The following is a 22,225-nucleotide window of genomic DNA, read 5'->3' as shown; positions in this document are numbered from 1 at the left end:
TGCTGAAACAAATACGATCCAGATCTGCCGGAAACGCTGGAATCGGGAGACAACATGAAATGGTCCAGGCTCACCGCGCTCTGTTTCGCCGCCGTATTGGCCGCGAGTCCCGCATTGACGGGCTGCTCCTCCGATGGTGGCGACGATGACGGCTACGTCACCGTCAATGCCGGAGAACCGCAGAATCCGCTGCTTCCGGCCAATACCAATGAGAATCAGGGCGGGCGCGTCGTCGACCGGCTGTTCGCCGGGTTGAAGTACTACGACGTGGACGGCAAGTCGTACAACGAAGTGGCGCAGTCGATCGACTCACCGGATCGGCAGCACTACACCATCACGCTGAAACCGGATTGGACCTTCACCGACGGCACCCCGGTGACCGCGAAATCATTCGTCGACGCCTGGAACTACGGTGCGCTGGGCAGCAATGCGCAATTGAGCAGCTGGGTGTTCTCCCCCATCGTCGGATACACCGATGTGTCGGTCGATCCGCCCAAGGCGCAGACCATGTCCGGGCTCAAGGTGGTCGACAATCGCACGTTCACGGTGGATCTCACCCAGCCCTCGATGGATTTCGAACTGTCGCTGGGATTTTCGCCGTTCTATCCGCTGCCCGATGCCGCGTACAAGGATATGAAGGCGTTCGGGGAGCATCCGATCGGGAACGGGCCGTACCAGTTCAGCAGCTGGGATCACAACGTCAAGATCGTGGTGCAGGCGAATCCGGGCTATCACGGCGGACGGCCCGCCAAGAACAAGGGCCTGCGGTTCATGATGTACCAGAGCTTCGACACCGCCTACGCGGACCTGCTCGCCGGTAATCTCGATGTGCTCGACACCGTGCCCGCCAGTGCGCTCGCCACCTACAAGAAGGATCTCGGCGATCGCGCCATCGATCACCCCACGGCACAGAATCTGCATGTCGGATTCCCCAAGGATCTGCCGCACTTCGGCGGGGCCGAGGGTGTGCTGCGGCGCAAGGCCATCTCGATGGCGATCAACCGGGAACAGATCTGCGCCAACATCTTCTACGGGGCGCGGCTGCCCGCCCGCGATTTCACCGCCTCCACCTTGCCGGGCTTCCGGGGCGATCTGCCCGGGGTGCAGTGGCTGAGCTACAACCCCGATGAGGCGAAGAAGCTGTGGGCGCAGGCCGATGCCATCTCGCCGTGGTCCGGGGATCTGCAGATCGCGTACAACTCCGATGGCGATCATCAGGCGGTCATCGAGGCGATCGCGAACAGCGTCAAGAACACCCTGGGCATCGCCGCCGGGCCCGCGCCGTATCCGACGTTCAAGAATCTGCGCGATGAGGTCACCCATCGCAGTCTGAACAAGGCCTTCCGGTACGCCTGGCAGGGCGACTACCCGTCCATGTTCGAATTCCTGACCTCGCAGTACCTGACGGGGTCCGAGACCAATGACATCGATTACGCCAACCCGGAATTCGACCGGCTGCTGAACGCGGCGCTGGCCGCGCCGACCCCGGATCAGGGGTACGCGCTGCTGGCTCAGGCGCAAACCCTGCTGCTGGCCGATATGGCGGACGTTCCGGTGCTCGAGTACAACGCGGCCTCCGCGCGGTCGGATCGGGTGCAGGCGAAGGTCACCTGGGCCGGACTGTTCGACTACGAGAACATCGAGCAGAAGTAGCGCGGCGTCGCCGCGGAGAATGGTTGGTCCGCAGCCGAAATCCGGTGCGGACCAACCCATTCTGTATACCTAGACCGTCAGATCATCAGCATGCCCGCGGCGATGAAGGTGACGATGATCAGCAGGGCGAACCAGGAGATCAGCTGCCAGTGCATGATCGCGGACTTCTGACCGGCCACGGTGATGCGCAGGGTGGCGTCCACCCGGCTGTGATCGGCGATGCGGCGGCGGGCCTGGGCGAGATCGTCGGCCTGCTGCTGTGAGCTCGCCTCGGTGCGCTCCAGGCGCTGGGTCAGGCGGATCAGCTGTTTGGTCTTATCGCGGGTGGCCTTGCGGGCCAGGGCGAGCGCGGTGCGCTGATTCTGGAGTTCCTGGCGCTGCCGTGCGATGACGGCGGCCTGTGTCCGAGTGTGACGTTCCCAATCGGTCACCGTGGCCCAGCCTCCCATATGCTCGTCACGGAAGCCGTAGGCGAGCTCCTCCGCAACCCATCCCGTGATGAATTCCCGCAGCTCACAGGCGGATTGACTGGGCGAAACCACACCACCGGGGCCGCCGGAGAGCATACCGCCCAGCACTTTGTAGTCGCAGGCCGCCGGGGCGAAATCATCGATGCCGAGCGCGGGCAGCTGCGCGGTCCAGAATCCCGGCGGGGTGATCCACAACACCTCGGTGCAGCCGCCGGACTTCAGCGCCGCGGTCTGCTGCCGCGCACGCGCCAACTCCGTTGCGGCACTGTGCACTTCGATGGCACAGACACGATCTCCTATGCGCCACAGCAGATCCGGCGTCAGACCGCCGATCGCCACGTCGACCTGCGCCTCATCCGCGCCCGCCGACAACAGGCGCGCGCGTAGCCAGAATTTGAACCGCTGGGTATCCCAGCGGCAGTCCGGACAACCCGGTTCCCGGCAACGCTCCCCCGGTGCGTGCCCACGCGAATCCGCCACCGCCGATGTCTGATTCGGTTCCGCATCGACGAGGGCCACCGATTGCCCGCGCGGAACTTCAACACGCCTCGTGCTCACACGATCACCGCCCCAGCCACTTCTTCCATGAGCCGCTCCAGTAGTACCCGGAAACCCACCGGCCCACGCCGTACCCTCCAGAGTGCAGCAGCGAACAGCCCCCGAGGTGAGAAAGCGGCAAGATTCGTTATCCAACCGCGAGCGCGGCGTGATGAAGTGCCGCGCGGATTGTTATCGGCGCCCGGGATGCCGGACTCGATTGCCGCCGCTACTCTTTCGGGATGCTCGAGACCACGAACCCGCTGCTACGCGCGGCGCGCGCCGCGAATTCGGTGGCGTTCGCGCTACAGGGATTCTTCCTCGCGGTCATTCTGACCGAACTTCCCCAGCAGCGCGATAAGTTCGGGCTGACCGATACCCTCATCGTCGCAGCTGTGGCGATGATCTCTCTTCTCGCGGGCGGGGGCAGCATCACCGCCGAGAAGATCGCACTGCGCTGGTCCAGCCGCACCGCACTGCGCGTCGGCCTGCTGCTGATCGCCGCGTCCGGGGTGGGAGTCGCGTTCTCGCCGAACAAGTTCGTGCTGTTCGCGGCACTCGGGGTGTACGGCATCGCCGTCGGCATCGTGGACGCGGGCACGAATATGCAGGCGGTGTTCATTCAGCACGGCTATGGGCGATTCGTACTGTCCTCGTTCTACGCGGCCTGGAGCGGCGGATCGATTATCGGCGCGCTGTTCGTATCGGCGTTCGAAGCGCTGAATGTGCCGCTGTGGGCAAGCATTCTGACCGCGTCGGCCGTTGTGCTGGCGGGTGCGCTGGCCGCCGGGCCGCGATTGCTCGGCACCGGGCAGGCCGAGGCCGGACCCGCCGAACCCGAACCCGTCGGCACGGTGCCGACGCGCGTCTTCCTGATCTTCGGGGTGGTGCTGGCGCTGGCGTTCGCCATCGACTTCGCGGTCGGCAACTGGTCGGCGCTGTTCCTCACCGATGTACTGCTGTCCTCGTCGGCTACGGCGGCGCTGGCGCTGGCCGCCTATCAGGGGGCGTCACTGATCGGACGTCTCACCGGCGATGTGCTGGTGCGGCGCTTCGGGCCGCGCATGGTGGTGCGGGCCGCTTCGAGCGTCGGCGTGGTCGGTCTGATCGTGGTGGTCAGCGCGCCGCATCCGGTGGTCGCCATCATCGGATTCCTCATTGCCGGAATCGGATTGCCGCTCATCGCGCCGCTGTGCTTCTCCGAGGCCGGGCAGCTCACCAGCGGGCGCGGACTGGACGCGTTGATCGCGCGGCTCAACCTGTTCAACTACGCGGGCACCCTGGTGGGCGGCGTGGTGGTCGGGGGCATTTCGGCGGCGGCGAATCTGCGCGCCGGATTCGTGGTGCCGCTGCTGTTCGCCTTCGTGCTGATCGGATTCGCGCAGGTGTTCCACACCCGGACCGGGGGTACCGGAGCCGCCGTGCGGGCCGATACGGAGCATGCTTCACTGGACAAGTGAGCAACTCCCCAGTCACCATCGATCGGGCCGATTCCGGGGATGCCACGGCACTGAGCGACGTGGCCGCGGCGACGTTCCCACTGGCCTGTCCACCGGGTTCGACGGCGGCCGATATCGCCGCCTTCATCGCGGAGGTGCTGTCGCCGGAGCGGTTCGGCGAATACCTCACCGATCCGGCGCGCACCGTACTCAAGGCCGTCGCAAACGGGCAGATCATCGGATACAGCCTGCTGCACACCGCCGAACCCGCCAACCCGGATGTGGCGGCGGTGATCAATCTGCGGCCGGTGACCGAACTCTCCAAGATGTACGTACTGCCCGGGCACCACGGCAACGGCGTGTCCGGGGGCCTGATGTCCCACGCCCTCGAGGCCGCGCGGCACGAGGGCAGCGCGGCCGTCTGGCTGGGCGTGAATCAGGAGAACATGCGGGCGCAGCGGTTCTACAGCAAACACGGCTTCCGCATCGCGGGCACCAAAACCTTTCTGGTCGGATCACAGCTGCACAGCGATTACGTCATGCAGTACGAGTTCTGAAGCGCGGCACGGCAGACGATCACCCGGCCACGACTGCCGGGCCCGATCACCCGGCCGTGAGCGCCGGATGCCGCGCGGCCATTTCCAGTCGAGATCCACGGAACCGGGAGCGCATCCGCCGGTCGTGGGTGACCAGCACGACCGCGCCCGGGAAACCGTCCAGGGCCTGTTCCAGGTCCTCGACCAGGGCCGGCGACAGATGGTTGGTCGGCTCGTCGAGCAGCAGCAGGTCGGCGGGATCGGTTACCAGCCTTGCCAATTCGATGCGGCGACGCTGACCGTAGGACAGCTCTCCGACGCGCAGACGCAGATCCGCAGGACGGAACAGGCCGAGCGAGAGCAGCTCATCGGCATGCTCGTCCGGATAGCCGACACGACCCGAGGCGAAGGCTTCGAGCACGGTTTCGATTGCAGCCCACGGCGATTCCTCCTGTCGTAGATGTCCGACGCGACCCCGCACGGTCACCTCGCCGCTGTCCGGGACGAGTTCCCCGGCCAGCACACGCAGCAACGTGGTCTTGCCGACCCCGTTCGGACCGGTCACCAGCAGCCGTTCACCTGCCCCGATACGCAAAGCGGCGAGGCGCAGGCGGCTGGGGACGACGACGTCGGCCAGCTCCGCGACCGGTGCGCTCTCCCCGACCACGCCTGACGGCACTTCCATCATCCCGGCGTGGGTCCGGCCGGGATCCACTCCCGCTCCGTGGATTCCGGCCGAAAACGCGCTGGAATGACGAGGGGTGGCGTGGAAGCGGAGCGGGTCCGCCGGGGCCGCAATCGGATTGGCGGTCAGGCGCGCTACACGTTCCTTGGCGTTGCGGATGCGGGACTGGGCTCCGTGGCCGCGGCTGCGGGTGCGGAACGGGCCAGCCGCGAAGACCGCGAGGGGGAGTTTGCGCGGGATGGCTTCCAGGCGGGCCACATTCGACTCGGCGAGGCGGGTGCCACGGGCGAGTTCGGCCTGCCAGGCGTCGTATTCCTGCTGTTGGCGTTGGCGGGCGGCGGCTTTGGCGGTCAGGTAGCCCGCGTAGCCGTTGCCGTGCCGGGAGACGCGGCCCGCTTCGACCTCGAGCACCGTGGAGGTGATGCGTTCGAGGAAGACTCGGTCGTGGGTTACCGCCACCACCGTGCCGCGATGGGCGCGCAGTTGCCGTTCGAGCCATTCCACCGCCGCGTCGTCGAGGTCGTTGGTGGGCTCGTCGAGCAGCAGCAGTTCCGGGGAGGATGCGAGGGTGCCCGCCAGGGCGAGGCGGCGACGTTCACCACCGGAAAGCGTGCCCAGCAGGCGATTTCGATCCAGGCCGGGCAGGCCGAGACCGTGCAGTGCGGCTTCCACCCGCTGCTCGGCCTCGTATCCGCCCCGTGTTTCGAAGCGGAGTACCAAGTCGTCGTAAACGGCAAGGCGCTTGCCCAGTGCTCCCGGTGCGATGAGCGCCTGTTCGGCCTGCCGCATCCGGGCTTCGAGTTCGCGGAGATCGGTGAGCGCCAGGTCGATGGCATCGGCGACGGTGGCGGTCGGACCCAGGTCCAGGGTCTGCGCCAAATAGCCTGTGCCACCGGGCGATTGCACGATCACCGCACCGTTGTCGGGCTGTTCGCGACCGGCCATCAGCCGCAACAGCGTGGACTTCCCGGAGCCGTTGTCGCCGACCACGCCCACCTTGTCGCCGGGACGGATGGACAGGCTGACACGGTCGAGCACGATGCGGTCGTCGTATCGTTTGGTGATTTCGGAGAGGGTGAGTTGCGCGGTACGCATGGCTATCCCCTGTTCTCGGCATAGGCCGGATCGCTCGGAACGCGCACGAAAAACACACGCCTAGAGGGTGTTACGTGCGGGTGATGATTCGCGGCGGAGCAATGCTCAACGCGGCGAAACGATTACACGAAGAAGAAGAAATGCATGAGGCTTAGGAAGTTAGCGGAGCCACGCCGAGCCCGTCAAGAGTTTTCTCGAGAATCGGGCGCACCGCCGCTGAGCAGGAAGACGATCGAGCGCACGAAACCCTCGATCCGCTCGCGCGGGTATTCACCCGGATCGCGCACCGCCATACCGCCGAGCATCTCCGCGACCGTCAGCAGCGAATTGGTGAGCAGTCCGGAATCGATTGCGGCCCAGCGCGAATCCAGCGCCGCACCCATGCGCACCAGCGCCTCGGCCTGATCGAAGATGCCGGTGCGCGAACTGCGCAGCGCGGCACGGTACTCCTCGGGCGCGGTGCCCGGACTGGCCAGGATCAAGCGCCAGCGGGTGGGATGCGCCAGCACGACGCCGACGAACGCCTCGACCGTCTTGGACGCGATATCGACCGGATCGCCACCCAGCAGATCGGTGGGCAGTGTGGTCACCACCTGATCGAGGGCGCGTTCGCGTTCGCGGTCCAGCAGCGCCTCGACAAGTTCGGCGCGGGTCTTGAACACGGTGTACAGCACCGGTTTTCCCACGCCCGCCTCGAGGGCGACCGCTTCCATGCTGAGTTCGTGCAACTCGACCCGGCTCAGCACCTCGAAGGCGGCGTCGAGCAGCTGGGCGCGCCGCTGCTCGGGCGGCAAGCGCGGGGCATAGCGGCGTTTGGGCCGTTCGGCCGCCGCGCGTGTTGTCGTCACTGCCTTCTCCACCTCATCGGCTTCATCATGTCAGCCGTCCGGAGGGTAGGGGGAACCCTCCCCCGCCGAATTTTACGCGACCGTTGTATTCGATGGGAACAATTGCTACGGTTGCGTTGTATTCACCGTCGAGGCGGGCAGCGCACCAAGGAGACAACCGATGGGCTTCGATCCGACCACCCTTCGCCGGGACGACTACGGGTTCTTCGGACCCGGCTCCCCCAGCTGGAAGATCTGGACCGCGCCGACCGCGGTGATCGGCTTCCAGCGCGCGGTCGTCCTCGAACACTTCGACCCGTTCCTGACCGCGGCCGTCGCCGATTCGCAGGGCATCTACAGCAATCCGCGACAGCGCCTCGACCACACCTTCTCGTACTTCCTGCTCGTGGCGATCGCGGACGGGCGCACGGCGATCCAGGCCTCGGAGCACCTCATGCAGGTGCACGCGCCGATGACCGGCATCGAGCCCATCACCGGACAGCGGTACGCGGCGAACAGCCCCGAGACGCAGCTGTGGATTCACATCACCGGCTGGCATTCGGTGCTCAAGGCCTACGAGGTCTACGGGCCCGGCAAGCTCAGCCCGGAGGAAGAACTGCGGTACTGGGAAGAGTGCGCCATCGCGGCCGAACTCCAGACCTGCAAGCCGGAGGACGTACCGCGCAACCGCGATGAGGTGCGCGCGTACTTCGAGCAGGTCAAGCCGCGACTGTGCACGTCGGTGCGCGCCGAACAGGGTATGCATCACCTGCTGCGCACCTCACCGCGCAATGGCGCGGGCATCACCTACGCGCTCGGCAGCATTCTGCTCTCGCTCACCACGGCCGCGCTGACCCCGATGTGGATGCGAAAGCTGGGGCGCTACAACGTACCTCGCATCGTCGACCCGCTGGTGAAGATCCCGGCGAAGATCCTGGTCTGGATGTTCACGCTGTTCGGATCCTTCGGACTGATCAAGGCCGCGCCGTTCATCGCGCCGATGGCCGGGCAGATCCTGAAGCAGCACCTGTCCAAGGAGCTGCCGACCACCTTGGAGACGATCACGCCCGCGCAGGCTCGGGAACGATACAGCCTGCGCGGCAAGCGAACTCAGGTCGCCGAAGCGAGCTGACATGCCTCAGGCGAGCAGTTTCGCCCGCAGGGCGGCGATGTCCGCGGCGGTGAGCTTCAGACCGTCGCGGACATAGTTGTCGAAGCTGCCGTAGGTCTGATTCGCCTGATCGAAGGCCGAATTCAGGGCGTCGGCGTTGACGCCGTTGAGCGCGTCGGTGTCCGAGGCGCCGCGGTAGTAGTTCGACAGCAGGTAGTCGTAGGTGACGGTGTCACGGTCGACGCCCAGAATCGTCAGCAGCACAGCCGAGGTCCAGCCGGTGCGATCCTTGCCCGCGGTGCAGTGGAAGAGCACGGCACCCGGATTGTTCGCGATATCGCGGAGCACATCCGCGAAGCCCTCGTTCGCACCCGGGGCGGTGATGAAGGCGCGGTACAGATCCGTGCCCGCCATCAGGGTGGACATCATGACCTGCGGCGGGGCCTGGCCGATGATGTCGTTGTGGTACTCGGTCGCCCCGGCGGGCACCTTGTCCACGCCCATGAGCTGCTGCTCCATCGAGGTGCGCAGATCGTGCACGGACTTCACGTTCCGCACGGCCAGATCGGCCAGATCGGAATCGGTGGCCTTGGTCAGCTCACCGGTGCGGTACACCAGGCCGGTGCGCACGGTGTGGCCGTCGACGGTCTTGTAGCCGCCCGCGTCCCGGGCGTTCACCACACCCTGCAGATTCAACGACCGGGCGGCGGTATCGAGCACCACATTGCCGGTGGTGGCGGGCGGCTGCACGGCCACCGGGGCGGGCTGATCGGCGAAGGCCACCGCCGGGAGCGAGCCGAAGGACAGCGCGGAGGCCAGCACCAGCGAAGCGCCGAGCACGCGGGGTCGAATCATGTAGAACTTCCCTTTCTCGAGTGCCCGGCGAAACCTGAACGGCCAGGCGGCAATCTAGGAGGCGGTCGCGGGAGCCTCGAATCGCGACAGCGCCAGCAGGCGCGAGATGGCGCGCAGATACTTCTTGCGGTAGCCGCCATCGAGCATTTCCTGCGAGAAAATCTGATCCAGCTTGGCCCCGGACACGGTGACCGGAGTGCCCGCGTCGTAGAGCCGGTCGGCCAGCACCACGATGCGCAGCGCGACCGCCTGATCGGTGACCGTGTGCACGCCGGAGATGTACGCCGCGGACACACCGGAGATGAGCGCGTTGTACTTCGAGGGGTGCAGCGTACTGAGATGCTTCAGCAGCGCGTCGAAGTCGTCGAGCGTGGATCCCGGTGTGTGGGAAGCCTTTTCGGCCAGCAGCTCGGGAGCGGTCGGCTCCGGGGCGGGCGGCAGATCACGGTGCCGGTAGTCGGGGCCGTCGACACGAATCGGCTCGAACAGCGAACCCAGCTTCTTGATCTCGCGCAGGAAGTCCTGCGCGGCGAAACGACCCTCACCCAGCTGACCCGGCAGCGTATTCGAGGTGGCCACGATGGACACCCCGCGCGCGGTCAGCTCGGCCAGCAGCCGGGACACCAGCATGGTGTCGCCCGGATCGTCGAGCTCGAATTCGTCGATGCACAGCACGCTGTTCGCGGCGAGCCGTTCGACGGTGTTGTTGAACCCGAGCGCTCCGACGAGATTGGTCACCTCACCGAAGGTGCCGAACGACTTCGGGCCCGGCACGCTGTGGAAGATCGAGGCCAGCAGGTGGGTCTTGCCGACGCCGAAGCCACCGTCCAGGTACAGGCCGATGCCGGTGACCGGCTTCTTCTTCCCGAACAGGGGTTTCTTCGCGTTGGCCTTGTGCAGCTTGGTGACCTGATCGGCGAATAGCTCCGCCTTCAGCACCGCGGCAGCCTGCGAGGGCTCCTTCGGGTCCGGGATGTAGCTGGCGAAGCTCACCTCGTCGAAGGTCGGCGGGGGAACCATCTGCGCCACGAGCTGGTCTGCCGGAACCTCCGGATGGCGATCGACAAGGCGTTGTTGCACCGCCATAGCGTAGTTACGTGGTGGAATCGGTTCTCATGCAGCGTATGCCCAATGCGATCCAGCTCACAGAACTCGCCTTCGACGATCTGCTGGCGCTGTACGCGTACCCCGCCGGACCTGCGGAACCCTGGATCCGAGTGAATTTCGTGAGCAGTCTGGACGGCGCGGTCAGCGTGGACGGGCGCTCCGGCGGGCTCGGCACGCCCGCCGACAAGAAGGTATTCCGGATCCTGCGCGATCTCGCCGATGTGGTGGTGGTCGGGGCGGGCACCGCGCGGGCCGAGAATTACGGGGCGGCGCATACGGATTCGCGATTGCGGACGCGACTGCACCATCACGGCTTCGGCGGCGATCCGAACGGCGCGCCGCCGCGCATCGCGGTCGTCACCGCCACGGCCACGCTGGACCCGGCGAGTCGGCTCTTCACCGATACGGGCGCGCGGCCGATCATCCTGACGACCGCCGCCGCACCCGAGGACCGCAAACGGGCACTGCGCGATGCGGGCGGTGAGGTGATCGAAGCCGGGGACACCACCGTCACCGCGGCCGGGCTCCGCGACGCGCTCGAAAGACTCCATATGCGACGCGTGCTCTGCGAGGGCGGACCCGCGCTGTTCGGTGATCTCATCGTCGCCCAGGCCGTCGACGAACTGTGCCTGACACTGTCTCCCATGCTGGTCGCGGGGACGGAACGGCGAATCTCGATGTCCCCCAATGCCATGCCCACACCCATGACATGCCGCCATCTCATCTTCGACGAGGACGGCACGATCCTGACCCGCTGGACGCGCACGCACACCCTGTAGCTGAAACCGGCCGCGAGACCTGGCAGGCTGTACCGCATGCGCTGGACTCGGGCCGCTCTGCTGGCGTCGACACTTTCGATCCTGGTGACCACCGGCTGTGCCGCCGGGCCCTCGGATCGGCCCGCCGTTGCCGTGGAACGACCGCATCAGGGGATCAGCGAACCCACGACCGCGCCCACCGATAACGCGCCGCCGCCACCGGAGGTACCCAAAACCGATCTGGCGTGGCACGACTGCACGGTGCCCACGTTCGCCCTGCTGTCGCTGGTCGCACCGCCCACCGGGCTCATCCTCGAATGCGCGGAGTACTCGACGCAGGTCGATATCGCCGGAGCCGTGGGCGGCAACTTCCGCAACGCGGCCATGCGGGCGCGGTACGACCGCACCCCCAAGGATGTCGCGCCGCTGGTGCTGACCTCCGGATCGGATCGGTCCTCCACCGCCACGCTCGCCTCGCTGGCGGCCGGGCCGTCCGGATCACTGCTCGCGGCGCGGCCCATCGTGGCCATCGACCGGCGCGGGATCGGCAGTTCGCAGCCGGTCAGCTGTCTCACCAACGATATTCGGCGCACCATCGCCGATCAGGCCCAATTCACGCACGGCACAGCCGATCCCGTGGACGCGGTCGCCAAGGCCAGTCAGGACGCCACCATCGCGTGCCTGGACTTCCTCTCACCCGCGCAGGGGACGTTCGACGCCGCGCACGCCGCGGACGATATCGAACAGCTGCGCAAACAGTGGCAGGTCGAGCACATCGCGGTGATGGGCACGGGCAGCGGTGCCACGGTCGCCATGAGCTACGCCCGCAAGTACGGCGACCACATCGCGCGGCTGGTGCTCGATTCGCCGCAGGCGGTCGGACTGGACGCCATCGGGCGGGCCGAACAGCGGGTGCGCGGGGCCGAGGCGGCGCTCACCGCGTTCGCGGGCAAATGCGCGGCGCTGAAGTGTTCGCTCGGCGGTGATCCGCGCGCCGCCATCACCACGCTGGTGAACCGGGCGGGCAATGGCGAATTCGGCGATCTGTCCGCCGCCGCGCTCGTCACCACGCTCAACGGATTCCTCGGCGATCCACGCAATCAAGGCAATTCGGAGGTCACCGAATTCGCGGACGCGCTCTCGGCGCTGGGCCGTGGTGACCGCGGGCCGATCACACCGCTGGTGCAGCGGCAGACCACCGCCATCGCCAATGACGGCGAATACGTGAACCGGTGCAGCGACAATCACGAACCCGCCACCCCGGCGCGCGCCAAAGACCTTGCCACCCAATGGGGTGCGAAGTACCAGGTGTTCGGCAAGGTCGCGGCCATCGATCTGATGGCCTGCACCGCGTGGCCCGCACCCGCGGTCACCGCACTGCCGGACAAGTTCGACAAGCCGGTGCTGGTACTCGGCGGTGAAGCCGATCCGGTCGCCGGCGTCGACAGCCGACCGTCGGTCACCGGTGCGCTCGGCGCGGCCGGAGCGCGCACCGCGACCGTGGTCTGGCAGGGCTGGGGGCACCCCACGTTCGCGCATTCGGGCTGCGCCCAGCAAACCGTGACGGACTACCTCAAAGACGCCAAACTGCCCCAGGACGGGACCGCCTGCCCGGCATAGCGCACATCGGCAGCCCGCCTGACACCCGAATCCGAGCGCACCCGCACCCCGGATCGCCCTCCGACCGGCGGGTCCGCTCGAGCGCCACGGCACGACACAGGCGGGTCGGCACACGCGGGAGGGGGCTGTTCGGTGTACCGTGCCCGAGTGTTCCTTCGCCAGCTCGAGCCCCGCACCGCTCGCACCACCGCCGAGGTGCTGAACTTCGCACTGTGGCCCTTCGCGGTGCTCACAGTGCTGAACCGGGTGTTCATCAAGGCCGTCAACGGGTACATCACCGATGACTTCCGGCCCGTGTACAACGCGTCGCTGGCGTTCCTGAACCACAAGGCGATCTACAACGCCAATTTCGACTCGACCGATCCGCACTATCTGTATCCGCCCAGTGGGACGCTGCTGATCTCCCCGCTCGCGATCGTCGACCCGGAGAAGTCGCGCTGGCTGTTCATCCTGGTGAACGCGGCGGCCATCATCCTGGCCGGATATCTGCTGCTGCGGCTGTTCAACTACAGCATCTCCTCGGTGGCCGCGCCCGCACTGCTGCTGGCCATGTTCGCCTCCGAGACGGTGACCAATACGCTCGTCTTCACCAATATCAACGGCTGTCTGCTGCTGGCCATGGTGGTGTTCATCCACCTGCTGCTGCGCCGCCAAGACCTTTGGGCCGGTGTGATTCTCGGGCTGGTTATCGCGGTCAAGGGGCCACTGCTTGCTCCGCTGTTGTTGATCGCGCTGGCACGCGGGCAATGGAAGACGCTGATCACTTCGGCCGGAGTTCCCATCGCGCTGAATCTGATCGCCTGGCCGTTGATCGTGGACTACAAGCAGTTCTGGACGCATACGCTGCCCTACCTGGTCGAACCGCGGGACTACTTCAACAGCGCCATCGTCGGCAATGCCGGGTACTACGGTGTCGCGGGCTGGCTGACCTGGGTGATCCGCATCGCCCTCGGGGTGCTGGTGCTCATCTCGCTGTGGTTGCTGTACCGGTACTACCGCGAGGATGAGGTCTTCTTCATCTGCACCAGCTCCGGGCTGCTGATCACCGGAACACTCGTGCTCGGCTCGCTCGGCCAGATGTACTACTCGATGTTCCTGTTCCCCATGCTCATGACCGTGGTGCTGCGGAATTCGGTGCTGCGCAACTGGCCCGCCTGGGTCGCGATCTTCGGCTTCATGTCCTACGACAAGTGGCTCTCGGACCGCTGGCAGAGCATCGGCCGCTCGCTGGACTATCTGCGCGTCACCTTCGGCTGGGGACTGCTGCTCATCGTGGTGTTCTGCGTCCTCGGCGACCGCTACCTGGCCGCCAAGCGCGAAGGCCGCCTGCGCGAGGGCAAGACTCTCGATCCGGCCTGGATGCATCCCGAACTCGAAGTCGAGCCAACAACCAACGGCCGCTCCCGTACCCCGCTTCCCGAGCCTGTCACCACCTGATTCGATCGGGTCGCTCGGCGAGGTATTAGCGTGGACCCCATGAGTTCCGACGCCGACACCTCGCTCCCGGCTCCCCGCATCCAGCTCACCCCGCAGGAATGGCGCGCCAAGCTGAGCCCGGAGGAATACCAGGTGCTGCGCGAAGCGGGCACCGAACGCGCCTTCACCGGTGAATACACCGATACCGAAACCGAAGGCGTCTACGCCTGCCGCGCCTGCGGGGCCGAATTGTTCCGCAGCGGTGAGAAATTCCACTCGCACTGCGGCTGGCCGTCCTTCTTCGATCCGGCGAAATCCGATGCGGTGATCCTGCGCGCGGACAACTCGCTGGGCGCGTCACGCGTAGAGGTGTTGTGCGCCAACTGCCACAGCCACCTCGGCCACGTCTTCGAAGGCGAGGGCTACCCGACACCGACCGACAAGCGCTACTGCATCAACTCCATCTCGTTGCGCTTGGAGCCCGCCGATGGGTCCGCTGGCTGACCTGCCGGTTGTGATCACTCACGCGTGGTCGTCAGCGGCATGCTGTTTCGGCGCTCGACGGAGTCGAATTCGTGTGTGCTCCAGCGCCGAATCCCAGCCCAGAATGTGATCGGCCAGGGATTCGGCGATAGCGGTCAGGGCGACGCGCAGCGGTGCGCGTCGCCCTGACCGAATACAGCGGGCGCAGAAGGCATCTACTGCCATCGAATTGACCGTTCGCGCCCGAGAACTACCGGGTGAATGGCCGCCTCAGTTCGGGCGCAGGCGTTTCTTGGCGGATTGCGCCAGCTTCAGGCCGCTCGGGGCGATGGTGAGGGCGGTGTAGATGATCGCGGGTTTCGCGGAGAGGCGTTCGCGCAGGGCGAGGCGGACCTGTGCGCGGGCGGCTTTCGCATCGGAGGCGGAAAGGGCTTGGCGGGCGCGGCCCATGGCCTGGTGGAAACGGATCTCGCTGAGCTTGTGCAGGGCTGTCGAGCGCACGGCGGGGTCGTCGGTCAGCTCGGCGATGCGGGTGAACGCCAGTTGGACGCTGTCCTGGTAGACCTGGAATACGGCGGGGTCCTCGGGGACGCGGTAGCCCGCCAAAGGTTCGGGGAGAACCCGAATATCGTTGCCCCGGGCCAGCATTCGCGCGAACAGCAGCAGACCTTCTACCGTCGGCACGTCCGTGGCGTAGCCGCCGGCGGCGTTCCAGGCGGCCGCTCGGATGGCGGCCGAATAGTAGAGAACCGAACCGGCCACGAATTCGGCGAGGGTGACGGAGTGGTCGACGCCGGGCTCGGCGGTGACGCCGCCTTCGCTTCGGAAGGTGGTCGGGGTCGTTTCGCCCGCATCGGTGAAGCCGACCGCGTCCACGGCTACGACATCGACCCCCGGGTGCGCCTGAAGGACGCCGTGCGTGCGTTCACAGAACGTCGGCATCAGTTTGTGGTTGGCGCGCACCACGGTGTAGATCTCGCCGGTCGCCAAGCCCGCGGCCTGATTCACGCCCGCGCCGAAACCCGGAGTCTCGGACTGCGCCAAGCGGATTCGGTCGTCGCCGTACTTGTCGACCATCGGCTGGGCGGCGCCGGATTCGTCGACGACGATCAACTCCCATTCCGGGAAGGTCTGCTCCCGGATCGATTCGATCAAGTCGATCAGCGGCGACTCGGGTCCGTCGACCACGGTCAGAATGCTGAACACGGGCTGAGTCATTGTGTGAATCCCCATCTTTCGATCACCGACCGACCCAGCCAATCAGATCGAAAAAGCCCTTCGGCGCGTCGCGATCCGACGCGCCGAAGGGCCCTGGCGCTAATGCGTCAACTCGAACCCGCTGCGCTTGCACCCCTCGGACAACGCAATGAGCTGGTCGCAGAAACCCTATGGGGCATATGCGGTTCCATGCATGCCCCAAATTTTCTGGGCAGGGCGGCGAGCTAGCTCACGGTTATCGATGAAGCGATGCTTACGGGAGGGCGGCGATGAGCTGCTCGACCTCGACGCGTGGGCCGGTGAAGAACGGAATCTCCTCGCGCACATGCAACCTCGCCTCGGTGGCGCGCAGTTCGCGCATGAGATCCACGATGCGATGCAGTTCGGGAGCCTCGAAGGCCAGGATCCACTCGTAATCGCCCAGGGCGAACGAGGCGACGGTGTTGGCGCGCACATCCGGGAACTCGCGGGCGGCCTTACCGTGGTCGGCCAGCATCTTGCGACGCTCCTCATCGGGGAGCAGGTACCACTCGTACGAGCGCACGAACGGGTAGACGCAGATGTAGTTGCCCGGATCCTCGCCCGCCAGGAACGCGGGGATATGGCTCTTGTTGAACTCGGCGGGGCGATGCAGGGCGGCATTGCTCCACACCGGATTGCTCACCGAACCCAGCTCGGTGACCCGGCGGAAATCGGCGTACGCGGCCTGCAACTCCTCGATCTTCTCGGCGTGCCACCAGATCATGAAATCGGCGTCGGCGCGCATACCGGCCACATCGTAGATACCGCGCACCACCACACCGCGCTCTTCCAGCGAATCGAAGAAGGCGCGGGCCTCCTTGATGGCGGCCGCCCGATCCTCACCCAGCACGCCGGGTTCCACCTGGAACACCGAGAACATGAGGTAGCGGATGGTGTCGTTGAGGGACTTGTAGTCGAGTCGCGCCATGACCCCATCGTGCCATTCGGCTTTCCGGATGACAGCGGCGGACCCGGTGGGCTATTTCACGCTCGCGGCCCAGGAGGCGATGAGGCGGCGCAGGCCGTCGTGGAACGGCTCGGTGTCGACAATGGCTTCGGACACCTCGTTCAAATGCCCTGACAGCAGTGGGTATTCGTCGGGGTCCAAAGCGGCGAGGGTCGAACGGGTGCGCAGCTGAACGGCTTTCGTATCGCGGTGCTCCACCATCGCGGCGCAACCGAGGGTGAACAGGTACATCTCTCGATACGCTTGCAGCGCTCGGGGCAGGGTGAGACCCAGTGAAAGATTGTCGGCCACTTGCGGTTCCGTCAGACGGGCGAGCAGGCGGGGGCCGAGCAGCGGACGGGATCCGCGCAACAGCACCAGACCTGGATGGGCGGCGATCAGGGTGTACCAGGCGACGAAACGCGCCTCGGTGGCCCGCGCCCACTCCCCCGACCCCGGGGCGATAGCGGGCAGGTCCGCTGCCAGATGATCGGCGAGCAGATCCAGCAGGCCGAGGAAATCGCCGCCACCGCGGCGCACCACGGTCGTATGCGACACCCCTAGATAGGTGGCGATGGCGCGGAAACTGAGCTGGGCCGCACCGCTGCTCTCGATGATCGCCAATCCGGCGCGCGCGATCGCCTCCGGGGTCGCGTCTTCGAGCGACTTCGAGGTCCTGGGCATGCGAACAGCGTAAGTTACAGTGTAAATATCTCTGGCATCGGCCCCGACGCGTGTCGCGCGACCCCTCCGGCCTCGACCGGTAACAGCCCCGAACCGAACAGCGAAGGAAGTGCAGTGCATCCGACTTACGCCGACGTGAAGGCGGCCAGCGACCGCATCTCCGGGCATATCCGCCCCGTGATCCTCACCCCGGCCGAAACCACCGACGGCATCCAACTCCGGCTGGCGCTGGAACATCTGCAATACGCGGGGAGTTTCAAGGCTCGCGGTGCGGCCAATTTCCTACTCGCGCACCGGGAACGAGGAACCCTGCCGCGAGTGGGGGTCACCATAGCCTCGGGCGGCAATGCGGGCGTGGCCTGCGCCTGGGCCGCACAGATGGTCGACTCGGCCGCCACGGTCTTCCTGCCCAACTCCGCACCGGCGGTCAAACTAGCCCGGCTCCGCACCCTCGGCGCGCAGGTATTGCGCGGCGGCGACTCCTACGCGGACGCGGCCATCGAATGCGAGCGGTACGCCGCGACCACGGGGGCGCTTCGGTCGCATGCCTATGACGATCCGTACATCGCGGCGGGCGCGGGGACACTGCTGGAGGAGATCGTCACCCAGATGCCCGATCTCGACACCGTTGTCGTCGCGGTCGGCGGGGGCGGTCTGTTCACCGGGGTGGCGACGGCCGCCGCGCATCACGGCATTCGTGTGGTCGCGGTCGAACCGGAGAACTGCCGCGCCTTCAATGCGGGGCTCGCGGCCGGGCATCCGGTGGACGTACCGATCGACTCCGTCGCCGCCGATTCCCTCGGCGCGCGACGAACCTCTGAAATGGCTTTGTCGGCAGCTCAATCTGCGGACACCGTCTCCGTCCTGGTGACCGACGCCCAGATCATCGCCGCACGCCAATCCCTGTGGGACAACCGCAGGCTCGCCGTGGAGCACGCGGCGGGAACCGCCTTGGCCGCACTGCATTCCGGCATCTACACCCCGGAACCAGGCGAACGAATCGCCGTAGTCATCTGCGGAGCCAACACCGACCCCACCGACCTCGTCACCCCGTAACCGTCGGCCCGAATCCCGCCGCTCAGGTCTCCCGCGCCAGCTTGCGCGCGGGACCCGCTGCAACTCCCCGAATCTCGCCAGACCAGGCCCTCCCGCGCGAGCACGCGGGAACCCGCTGCAGCAGACCCAATCCCGCCACACCGGGCCCTCCCACACCTGCACGCGGGACCCGCTGCAGCACCGATCCCACTACATCAGGGCATCCCAAGGCAATGGAGCGGGGCGGATCTGCGCGCGACAAGGTTGGAATAGCCGACGCGGCCGAAATTCCTTATCTGCACGCCGCTCTCGCACGCGGGAGCGGCGTTCTCCCCTGCCCGTAGTGCTGCTCGGCGGGCAGTGTTGGGGCGTCAGGCGAGGGATGCGTGGATTCGGGCAGCCGCGGCGGTGCCGGAAGCCGCGCAGGCGGGTACTCCGACACCATCGAGATAGGCACCGGCCAGGGCCAGGCCAGCGAGATCCGCTGTGGCGGAACGCAGGTCGGCTATGCGGGCGGTGTGACCGGGAGCGTACTGCGGTAGGCCACCGCGCCAGCGTTGCACCACGGCGCTCAGGGGGCGGATGTTCGCGCCGGTGACCGTCGTGAGGTCGTCGACTGCGGCTTGAATCAGTTCGGCGTCCTGCCACGCGAGTAGCGAGTCGTCCCCGAAGCGGCCGAAGGAGGCACGGACCAGGGCCACCTCGCGGGCGGCCAGATGCGGCCACTTGCGGCTGGAGAGGGTGAAAGCCTTGGCGCGCAAGGGTTCACTCGTCGCCACCAGGATGCCGGAGTTGTCAGGGAGTTCGGTGGCAGCGGGCAGGGCCATCGCCACCACTGCCGAGGAAGCCAGCTCGATACCGGCGGCGATCTCGGCGGCGTCGGGAGCGATGTCACGCAGCAGGGCGGCGGTCACCGGGGCCGGGGTGGCCAGCACCACGGCATCAACCGCACCGACCGGGTCGAGAAGCCAGCCCGTGCCCGCACGAGTGAGCCGCGTTGCGGCGGTACCGGTTTCGACCTTCACATCGGCGGCGGCCGTGAGCGCGTCCAGGAGGGCGCGGTAGCCGTCGCGGATACCGCCGAATACCGGGGTGGTGGACGGGGGCGGGAGGGCCTCGCGCACAGCCTGAGAGAGACTCTGCGCACCCGCATCCAAGGCGGCGGCGAGAGTCGGCAGGGCGGCACGGACGCCGATCGAATCGGCAGTTCCGGCATAGACGCCACCCAGCAGCGGATCTACGCTGCGGCGCACCACCTGCTCGCCGAAACGGTCCGCGACCAGTGAGCCGACGGAGATATCCGCACCACGCTCCCAGTGCAGCGGCCTGCTGAGCTCGGTGGCGACACGGGCGATGGTCTCCGCATCGACCAGACCGACAAGGGACTCGGAGCTGGCGGGGATACCCATCAGAGTGTTGCCGGGCAGCGGGTGGGCAGTACCACCGGACCACACCAGGGGGCGTTTACCGGCGGGGTGGACCAGTTGATCCTCGATACCCAATTCGCGCATGAGCGCGGGGATTTCGGGGCGGCGGCCTACGAATGCCTCCGCGCCCAGGTCTACCGGGTCGCCTTCGATGTCTGTGGTGTGGAGGATGCCACCGAGGCGGTCTCGCTGGTCGATGAGCACCAGGTCGGCTGAGGTGCCCAGGGACTGGCGCAGTCTGTAGGCGGTTACCAAGCCGCTGATTCCGCCGCCGACTATTGCGATCCGCATCGATCACTCCTTTCCATGTTGAAGTTACTCCGGGGGCGGGGAGCGGGTTTGTACCCGGGGCCTTCGTAGCGGACCAACCCTCGGAGGCACCGCTTCCAGCGGCGTTCAGCAGAAGGCCAAGATTTTCGGAGTGGTTGCGTCGCCTGCCGTACCCGGCTTTACCCACCGGCTGGGAATCCACCTCACCTCCCAGCCCAGCTGGCTGGCCGTGGTCACCTCTCGAGACCACAACACCAAGCCCTCGATTTGTGGTGTTGGGTTTGAAGGTGACCAGGGCCGTTCAGCTGGGCTGGGAGGTGAGATGGGTTCCCGAGGGCGAGGGGTAAAGCGGGGTACGGCAGGCGGGTTCCCACTCCGAAAAATCGTGGCACTCTTCCGAACCCCGTTGCAAGGCGGGGTGAGGGCATGGGTTTGCTACGAAGGCCCCGGGACCATGCCGGGTGACCCCGGAAGGCTAATGCCTGGTCAGGGAAGAGTTGCGGCGGTTGAGCCACTGCTTGAGGCGGTCTCGCTCGCGTTTGTTGCGGGCTTGGATTCGCGCCACGGCAACTGTCATCGCCTCGTCGGGGTGGTGCCGGTGATTCACCTGCGGTGTTCCGGTGGGGTCCATGTGGTGGGGGGCGATCCAGCCGGTGCGGCCCGGGAAAGCGCTGTCCGCACCGAGTTTCACGGTCTTCCAGCCGTCGGGGCCGTCCTTGACCAGTGCGTGACAGGCATCGCAGGCGAGGGTGAGGTTGTCGATATCGGTGGCTCCACCCTTGGCCCATTCGGTGACGTGGTGCACCGCCGCCAGCGTGGCGGGCGCGCTGCAACCCGGGCGGGTGCAACCCCGCTCGGTGGCGGTCAACACCAAACGCTGTGCCTTGCTTGCCAATCGGTGCGCCTCGACACGGCCGAAGTAGAGCGGCATACCGTGCGGATCCAGGACCGCGAGGTAGTTGTCGACGTGGTTGGCGTTGGCGATCAGCCGCATGGCTTCGGGGATGGAGAGAGTGCCACCGGCCGCGGTGGTCGCGATCCCGGTGCCCTTCTCCACATCGGCGGCGCTCATGGTCAGGATCGTTCCGACCGGCACACCCCGATGCGTACCCAGCTTGGCGGAATCGAGTTCCAGGCGCAGAAACGCAAGCAGCGCATCGTGATTGCGCTGTGCCGCGGTGCGGGTGTCCCGCTTGGCGGCAGCTTCCAACGCGTCACGATCCACCGGTCCGGCGGTGTTGGGGCTCTCCGGATCCTCGGGGTTGCACATGCCCGGGCGCGCGTACTTCGCGAGCAGTGGATCGACCAGGGCACGCAGTTCGGGGGTGATCTCACCGCACAGCGGGGTCATGCCATCCACCCGCTCGGTTCCCAGAGTCACCCCACGCTTGCGCTGCCGGTCGGCATCGGTATTGAGCCGACCATCCGGATCCACGCGAGCCAACAGCGCTTCGCCGAGCGGTCGCACGTCGTCGGGCCAGCCGGTGGCGGCGTATTCGGTGAGCGAAGCCTCGGCACGTTCACGAAGTTCGATAGCGGTGCTGCCCGGCAGCCGATCCATCACGTGCACGATCCGGCGCACGGCGTCCACCGACATCACCCCGGCCCGCTGGGCCTCGGCCAGCATCGGGAACTCGGGCTCGAGCTCTTCACCCAGCTGGCGACGCACACCGATCTTGGCGGCCAGGTTGACCCGGCCATAGGCGTCCGCGCGGGAAAGTCGCAGCGCCCCTTCCAGGAAACGAGCCGGGGAGCTGACGCCTACGGTCTCATGCAACTTGCGGCGGACGGTTTCGGTGGCGAACTGAACTTTGAGCGCGTCGAGCCGCCGCAGCTCGGTTTCGACTTCCCGCATCACGTCGGTGAATTCGCCATCCGACAAAGGAATCAGCTGGGAATTCAGCAGCCCGTCCACCGCCGCGCGCAACGCGTGCACGCTGGCGGCGACCTCTGCGGTGAATCCCCCTGATTCCATACCACAATTTTACCGCGATAGAACAGACCCCGAAAGGTCAATTCTATTGTGATGCAA

The 22,225-nt window shown here is 66.6% G+C and carries 20 protein-coding genes; 9 read left to right on the top strand and 11 right to left on the bottom strand.

Features of this window, described 5'->3' with window-relative positions:
* The first annotated feature begins 54 nt into the window (after positions 1-54).
* Entirely contained in the window at positions 55-1,653 is a 1,599-nt protein-coding gene (locus tag AB0L82_RS06220) for an ABC transporter substrate-binding protein (RefSeq protein ID WP_364631792.1), read from the top strand.
* A gap of 77 nt (positions 1,654-1,730) precedes the next feature.
* Here the strand turns inward: AB0L82_RS06220 and AB0L82_RS06215 are convergent, their stop codons facing one another.
* Complete coding sequence (locus tag AB0L82_RS06215) at positions 1,731-2,681, bottom strand: hypothetical protein (RefSeq protein WP_364631790.1); 951 nt, start codon at positions 2,679-2,681, stop codon at positions 1,731-1,733.
* Positions 2,682-2,902: 221 nt separating this feature from the next.
* Between AB0L82_RS06215 and AB0L82_RS06210 the strand changes: the two genes are divergently transcribed.
* Together AB0L82_RS06210 and AB0L82_RS06205 are read left to right on the top strand one after the other, a co-directional pair.
* On the top strand, positions 2,903-4,120 hold the full coding sequence (locus AB0L82_RS06210) for an MFS transporter (protein ID WP_364631787.1): 1,218 nt from the start codon (positions 2,903-2,905) through the stop codon (positions 4,118-4,120).
* The gene (locus AB0L82_RS06205) at positions 4,117-4,656 is read left to right on the top strand and encodes a GNAT family N-acetyltransferase (RefSeq protein ID WP_364631784.1); all 540 of its coding nucleotides are present in this window, start codon (positions 4,117-4,119) and stop codon (positions 4,654-4,656) included. The genes AB0L82_RS06210 and AB0L82_RS06205 overlap by 4 nt, the downstream gene beginning before the upstream one ends.
* Positions 4,657-4,702: 46 nt before the next feature.
* On the opposite strand, the gene AB0L82_RS06200 is transcribed toward AB0L82_RS06205, so the two are convergent.
* Positions 4,703-6,415 carry an ABC-F family ATP-binding cassette domain-containing protein gene (locus tag AB0L82_RS06200; protein WP_364631781.1) on the bottom strand — a complete coding sequence of 571 codons (1,713 nt, stop codon included), beginning with the start codon at positions 6,413-6,415 and terminating at the stop codon, positions 4,703-4,705.
* A gap of 182 nt (positions 6,416-6,597) precedes the next feature.
* On the bottom strand, positions 6,598-7,263 hold the full coding sequence (locus AB0L82_RS06195) for a helix-turn-helix domain-containing protein (protein ID WP_364631777.1): 666 nt from the start codon (positions 7,261-7,263) through the stop codon (positions 6,598-6,600).
* Between the two features lie 160 nt (positions 7,264-7,423).
* Here AB0L82_RS06195 and AB0L82_RS06190 point away from each other — a divergent pair, with 160 nt between their 5' ends.
* On the top strand, positions 7,424-8,374 hold the full coding sequence (locus AB0L82_RS06190; protein WP_364631775.1) for an oxygenase MpaB family protein: 951 nt from the start codon (positions 7,424-7,426) through the stop codon (positions 8,372-8,374).
* A gap of 6 nt (positions 8,375-8,380) precedes the next feature.
* Here the strand turns inward: AB0L82_RS06190 and AB0L82_RS06185 are convergent, their stop codons facing one another.
* Both AB0L82_RS06185 and zapE read right to left on the bottom strand, forming a co-directional pair.
* On the bottom strand, positions 8,381-9,208 hold the full coding sequence (locus AB0L82_RS06185; protein WP_364631773.1) for a tyrosine-protein phosphatase: 828 nt from the start codon (positions 9,206-9,208) through the stop codon (positions 8,381-8,383).
* Between the two features lie 54 nt (positions 9,209-9,262).
* Positions 9,263-10,288 (bottom strand): cell division protein ZapE, encoded by a 1,026-nt coding sequence (gene zapE / locus AB0L82_RS06180; protein ID WP_364631770.1) that lies wholly within the window; start codon positions 10,286-10,288, stop codon positions 9,263-9,265.
* A gap of 35 nt (positions 10,289-10,323) precedes the next feature.
* Between zapE and AB0L82_RS06175 the strand changes: the two genes are divergently transcribed.
* From AB0L82_RS06175 to msrB, 4 genes are all read left to right on the top strand, one after another.
* Positions 10,324-11,094 (top strand): pyrimidine reductase family protein, encoded by a 771-nt coding sequence (locus AB0L82_RS06175; RefSeq protein ID WP_364632818.1) that lies wholly within the window; start codon positions 10,324-10,326, stop codon positions 11,092-11,094.
* Between the two features lie 36 nt (positions 11,095-11,130).
* On the top strand, positions 11,131-12,693 hold the full coding sequence (locus AB0L82_RS06170; protein WP_364631768.1) for an alpha/beta hydrolase: 1,563 nt from the start codon (positions 11,131-11,133) through the stop codon (positions 12,691-12,693).
* Between the two features lie 147 nt (positions 12,694-12,840).
* Positions 12,841-14,130, top strand: coding sequence for a glycosyltransferase family 87 protein (locus AB0L82_RS06165; protein WP_364631765.1), 1,290 nt, complete (start codon positions 12,841-12,843; stop codon positions 14,128-14,130).
* Positions 14,131-14,169: 39 nt separating this feature from the next.
* Complete coding sequence (gene msrB, locus AB0L82_RS06160) at positions 14,170-14,613, top strand: peptide-methionine (R)-S-oxide reductase MsrB (RefSeq protein ID WP_364631763.1); 444 nt, start codon at positions 14,170-14,172, stop codon at positions 14,611-14,613.
* Positions 14,614-14,631: 18 nt separating this feature from the next.
* On the opposite strand, the gene AB0L82_RS06155 is transcribed toward msrB, so the two are convergent.
* From AB0L82_RS06155 to AB0L82_RS06140, 4 genes are all read right to left on the bottom strand, one after another.
* Positions 14,632-14,817 carry a hypothetical protein gene (locus AB0L82_RS06155; RefSeq protein ID WP_364631761.1) on the bottom strand — a complete coding sequence of 62 codons (186 nt, stop codon included), beginning with the start codon at positions 14,815-14,817 and terminating at the stop codon, positions 14,632-14,634.
* Between the two features lie 45 nt (positions 14,818-14,862).
* Complete coding sequence (locus tag AB0L82_RS06150) at positions 14,863-15,810, bottom strand: glycosyltransferase (protein ID WP_364631758.1); 948 nt, start codon at positions 15,808-15,810, stop codon at positions 14,863-14,865.
* A gap of 253 nt (positions 15,811-16,063) precedes the next feature.
* Positions 16,064-16,759, bottom strand: a complete 696-nt coding sequence (gene hemQ, locus AB0L82_RS06145) for a hydrogen peroxide-dependent heme synthase (protein ID WP_364631756.1) — start codon at positions 16,757-16,759, stop codon at positions 16,064-16,066.
* 51 nt (positions 16,760-16,810) lie between these two features.
* Positions 16,811-17,461 carry a TetR/AcrR family transcriptional regulator C-terminal domain-containing protein gene (locus AB0L82_RS06140; RefSeq protein WP_364631753.1) on the bottom strand — a complete coding sequence of 217 codons (651 nt, stop codon included), beginning with the start codon at positions 17,459-17,461 and terminating at the stop codon, positions 16,811-16,813.
* Between the two features lie 114 nt (positions 17,462-17,575).
* Here AB0L82_RS06140 and AB0L82_RS06135 point away from each other — a divergent pair, with 114 nt between their 5' ends.
* The gene (locus tag AB0L82_RS06135; protein ID WP_364631750.1) at positions 17,576-18,517 is read left to right on the top strand and encodes a threonine/serine dehydratase; all 942 of its coding nucleotides are present in this window, start codon (positions 17,576-17,578) and stop codon (positions 18,515-18,517) included.
* Between the two features lie 350 nt (positions 18,518-18,867).
* On the opposite strand, the gene AB0L82_RS06130 is transcribed toward AB0L82_RS06135, so the two are convergent.
* Positions 18,868-20,214 carry a protoporphyrinogen oxidase gene (locus AB0L82_RS06130; protein WP_364631747.1) on the bottom strand — a complete coding sequence of 449 codons (1,347 nt, stop codon included), beginning with the start codon at positions 20,212-20,214 and terminating at the stop codon, positions 18,868-18,870.
* Positions 20,215-20,668: 454 nt separating this feature from the next.
* On the bottom strand, positions 20,669-22,168 hold the full coding sequence (locus AB0L82_RS06125; protein WP_364631744.1) for a DUF222 domain-containing protein: 1,500 nt from the start codon (positions 22,166-22,168) through the stop codon (positions 20,669-20,671).
* Between the last annotated feature and the right edge of the window lie 57 nt (positions 22,169-22,225).

Origin of the sequence: Nocardia sp. NPDC052001 (assembly GCF_040680615.1) — a bacterium.
Classification (GTDB): domain Bacteria; phylum Actinomycetota; class Actinomycetes; order Mycobacteriales; family Mycobacteriaceae; genus Nocardia.
This window is presented reverse-complemented; position numbering and strand designations above follow the sequence as displayed.

What these genes read in the sequence shown, in the direction of transcription:
- AB0L82_RS06150 (WP_364631758.1), bottom strand. Translation starts at nt 15,810, where the DNA reads ATGACTCAGCCCGTGTTCAGCATTCTGACCGTGGTCGACGGACCCGAG.
- AB0L82_RS06170 (WP_364631768.1), top strand. Translation starts at nt 11,131, where the DNA reads ATGCGCTGGACTCGGGCCGCTCTGCTGGCGTCGACACTTTCGATCCTG.
- AB0L82_RS06220 (WP_364631792.1), top strand. Translation starts at nt 55, where the DNA reads ATGAAATGGTCCAGGCTCACCGCGCTCTGTTTCGCCGCCGTATTGGCC.
- hemQ (WP_364631756.1), bottom strand. Translation starts at nt 16,759, where the DNA reads ATGGCGCGACTCGACTACAAGTCCCTCAACGACACCATCCGCTACCTC.
- AB0L82_RS06200 (WP_364631781.1), bottom strand. Translation starts at nt 6,415, where the DNA reads ATGCGTACCGCGCAACTCACCCTCTCCGAAATCACCAAACGATACGAC.
- AB0L82_RS06155 (WP_364631761.1), bottom strand. Translation starts at nt 14,817, where the DNA reads ATGGCAGTAGATGCCTTCTGCGCCCGCTGTATTCGGTCAGGGCGACGC.
- AB0L82_RS06130 (WP_364631747.1), bottom strand. Translation starts at nt 20,214, where the DNA reads ATGCGGATCGCAATAGTCGGCGGCGGAATCAGCGGCTTGGTAACCGCC.
- msrB (WP_364631763.1), top strand. Translation starts at nt 14,170, where the DNA reads ATGAGTTCCGACGCCGACACCTCGCTCCCGGCTCCCCGCATCCAGCTC.
- AB0L82_RS06140 (WP_364631753.1), bottom strand. Translation starts at nt 17,461, where the DNA reads ATGCCCAGGACCTCGAAGTCGCTCGAAGACGCGACCCCGGAGGCGATC.
- AB0L82_RS06175 (WP_364632818.1), top strand. Translation starts at nt 10,324, where the DNA reads ATGCAGCGTATGCCCAATGCGATCCAGCTCACAGAACTCGCCTTCGAC.
- AB0L82_RS06210 (WP_364631787.1), top strand. Translation starts at nt 2,903, where the DNA reads ATGCTCGAGACCACGAACCCGCTGCTACGCGCGGCGCGCGCCGCGAAT.
- AB0L82_RS06190 (WP_364631775.1), top strand. Translation starts at nt 7,424, where the DNA reads ATGGGCTTCGATCCGACCACCCTTCGCCGGGACGACTACGGGTTCTTC.
- AB0L82_RS06125 (WP_364631744.1), bottom strand. Translation starts at nt 22,168, where the DNA reads ATGGAATCAGGGGGATTCACCGCAGAGGTCGCCGCCAGCGTGCACGCG.
- AB0L82_RS06185 (WP_364631773.1), bottom strand. Translation starts at nt 9,208, where the DNA reads ATGATTCGACCCCGCGTGCTCGGCGCTTCGCTGGTGCTGGCCTCCGCG.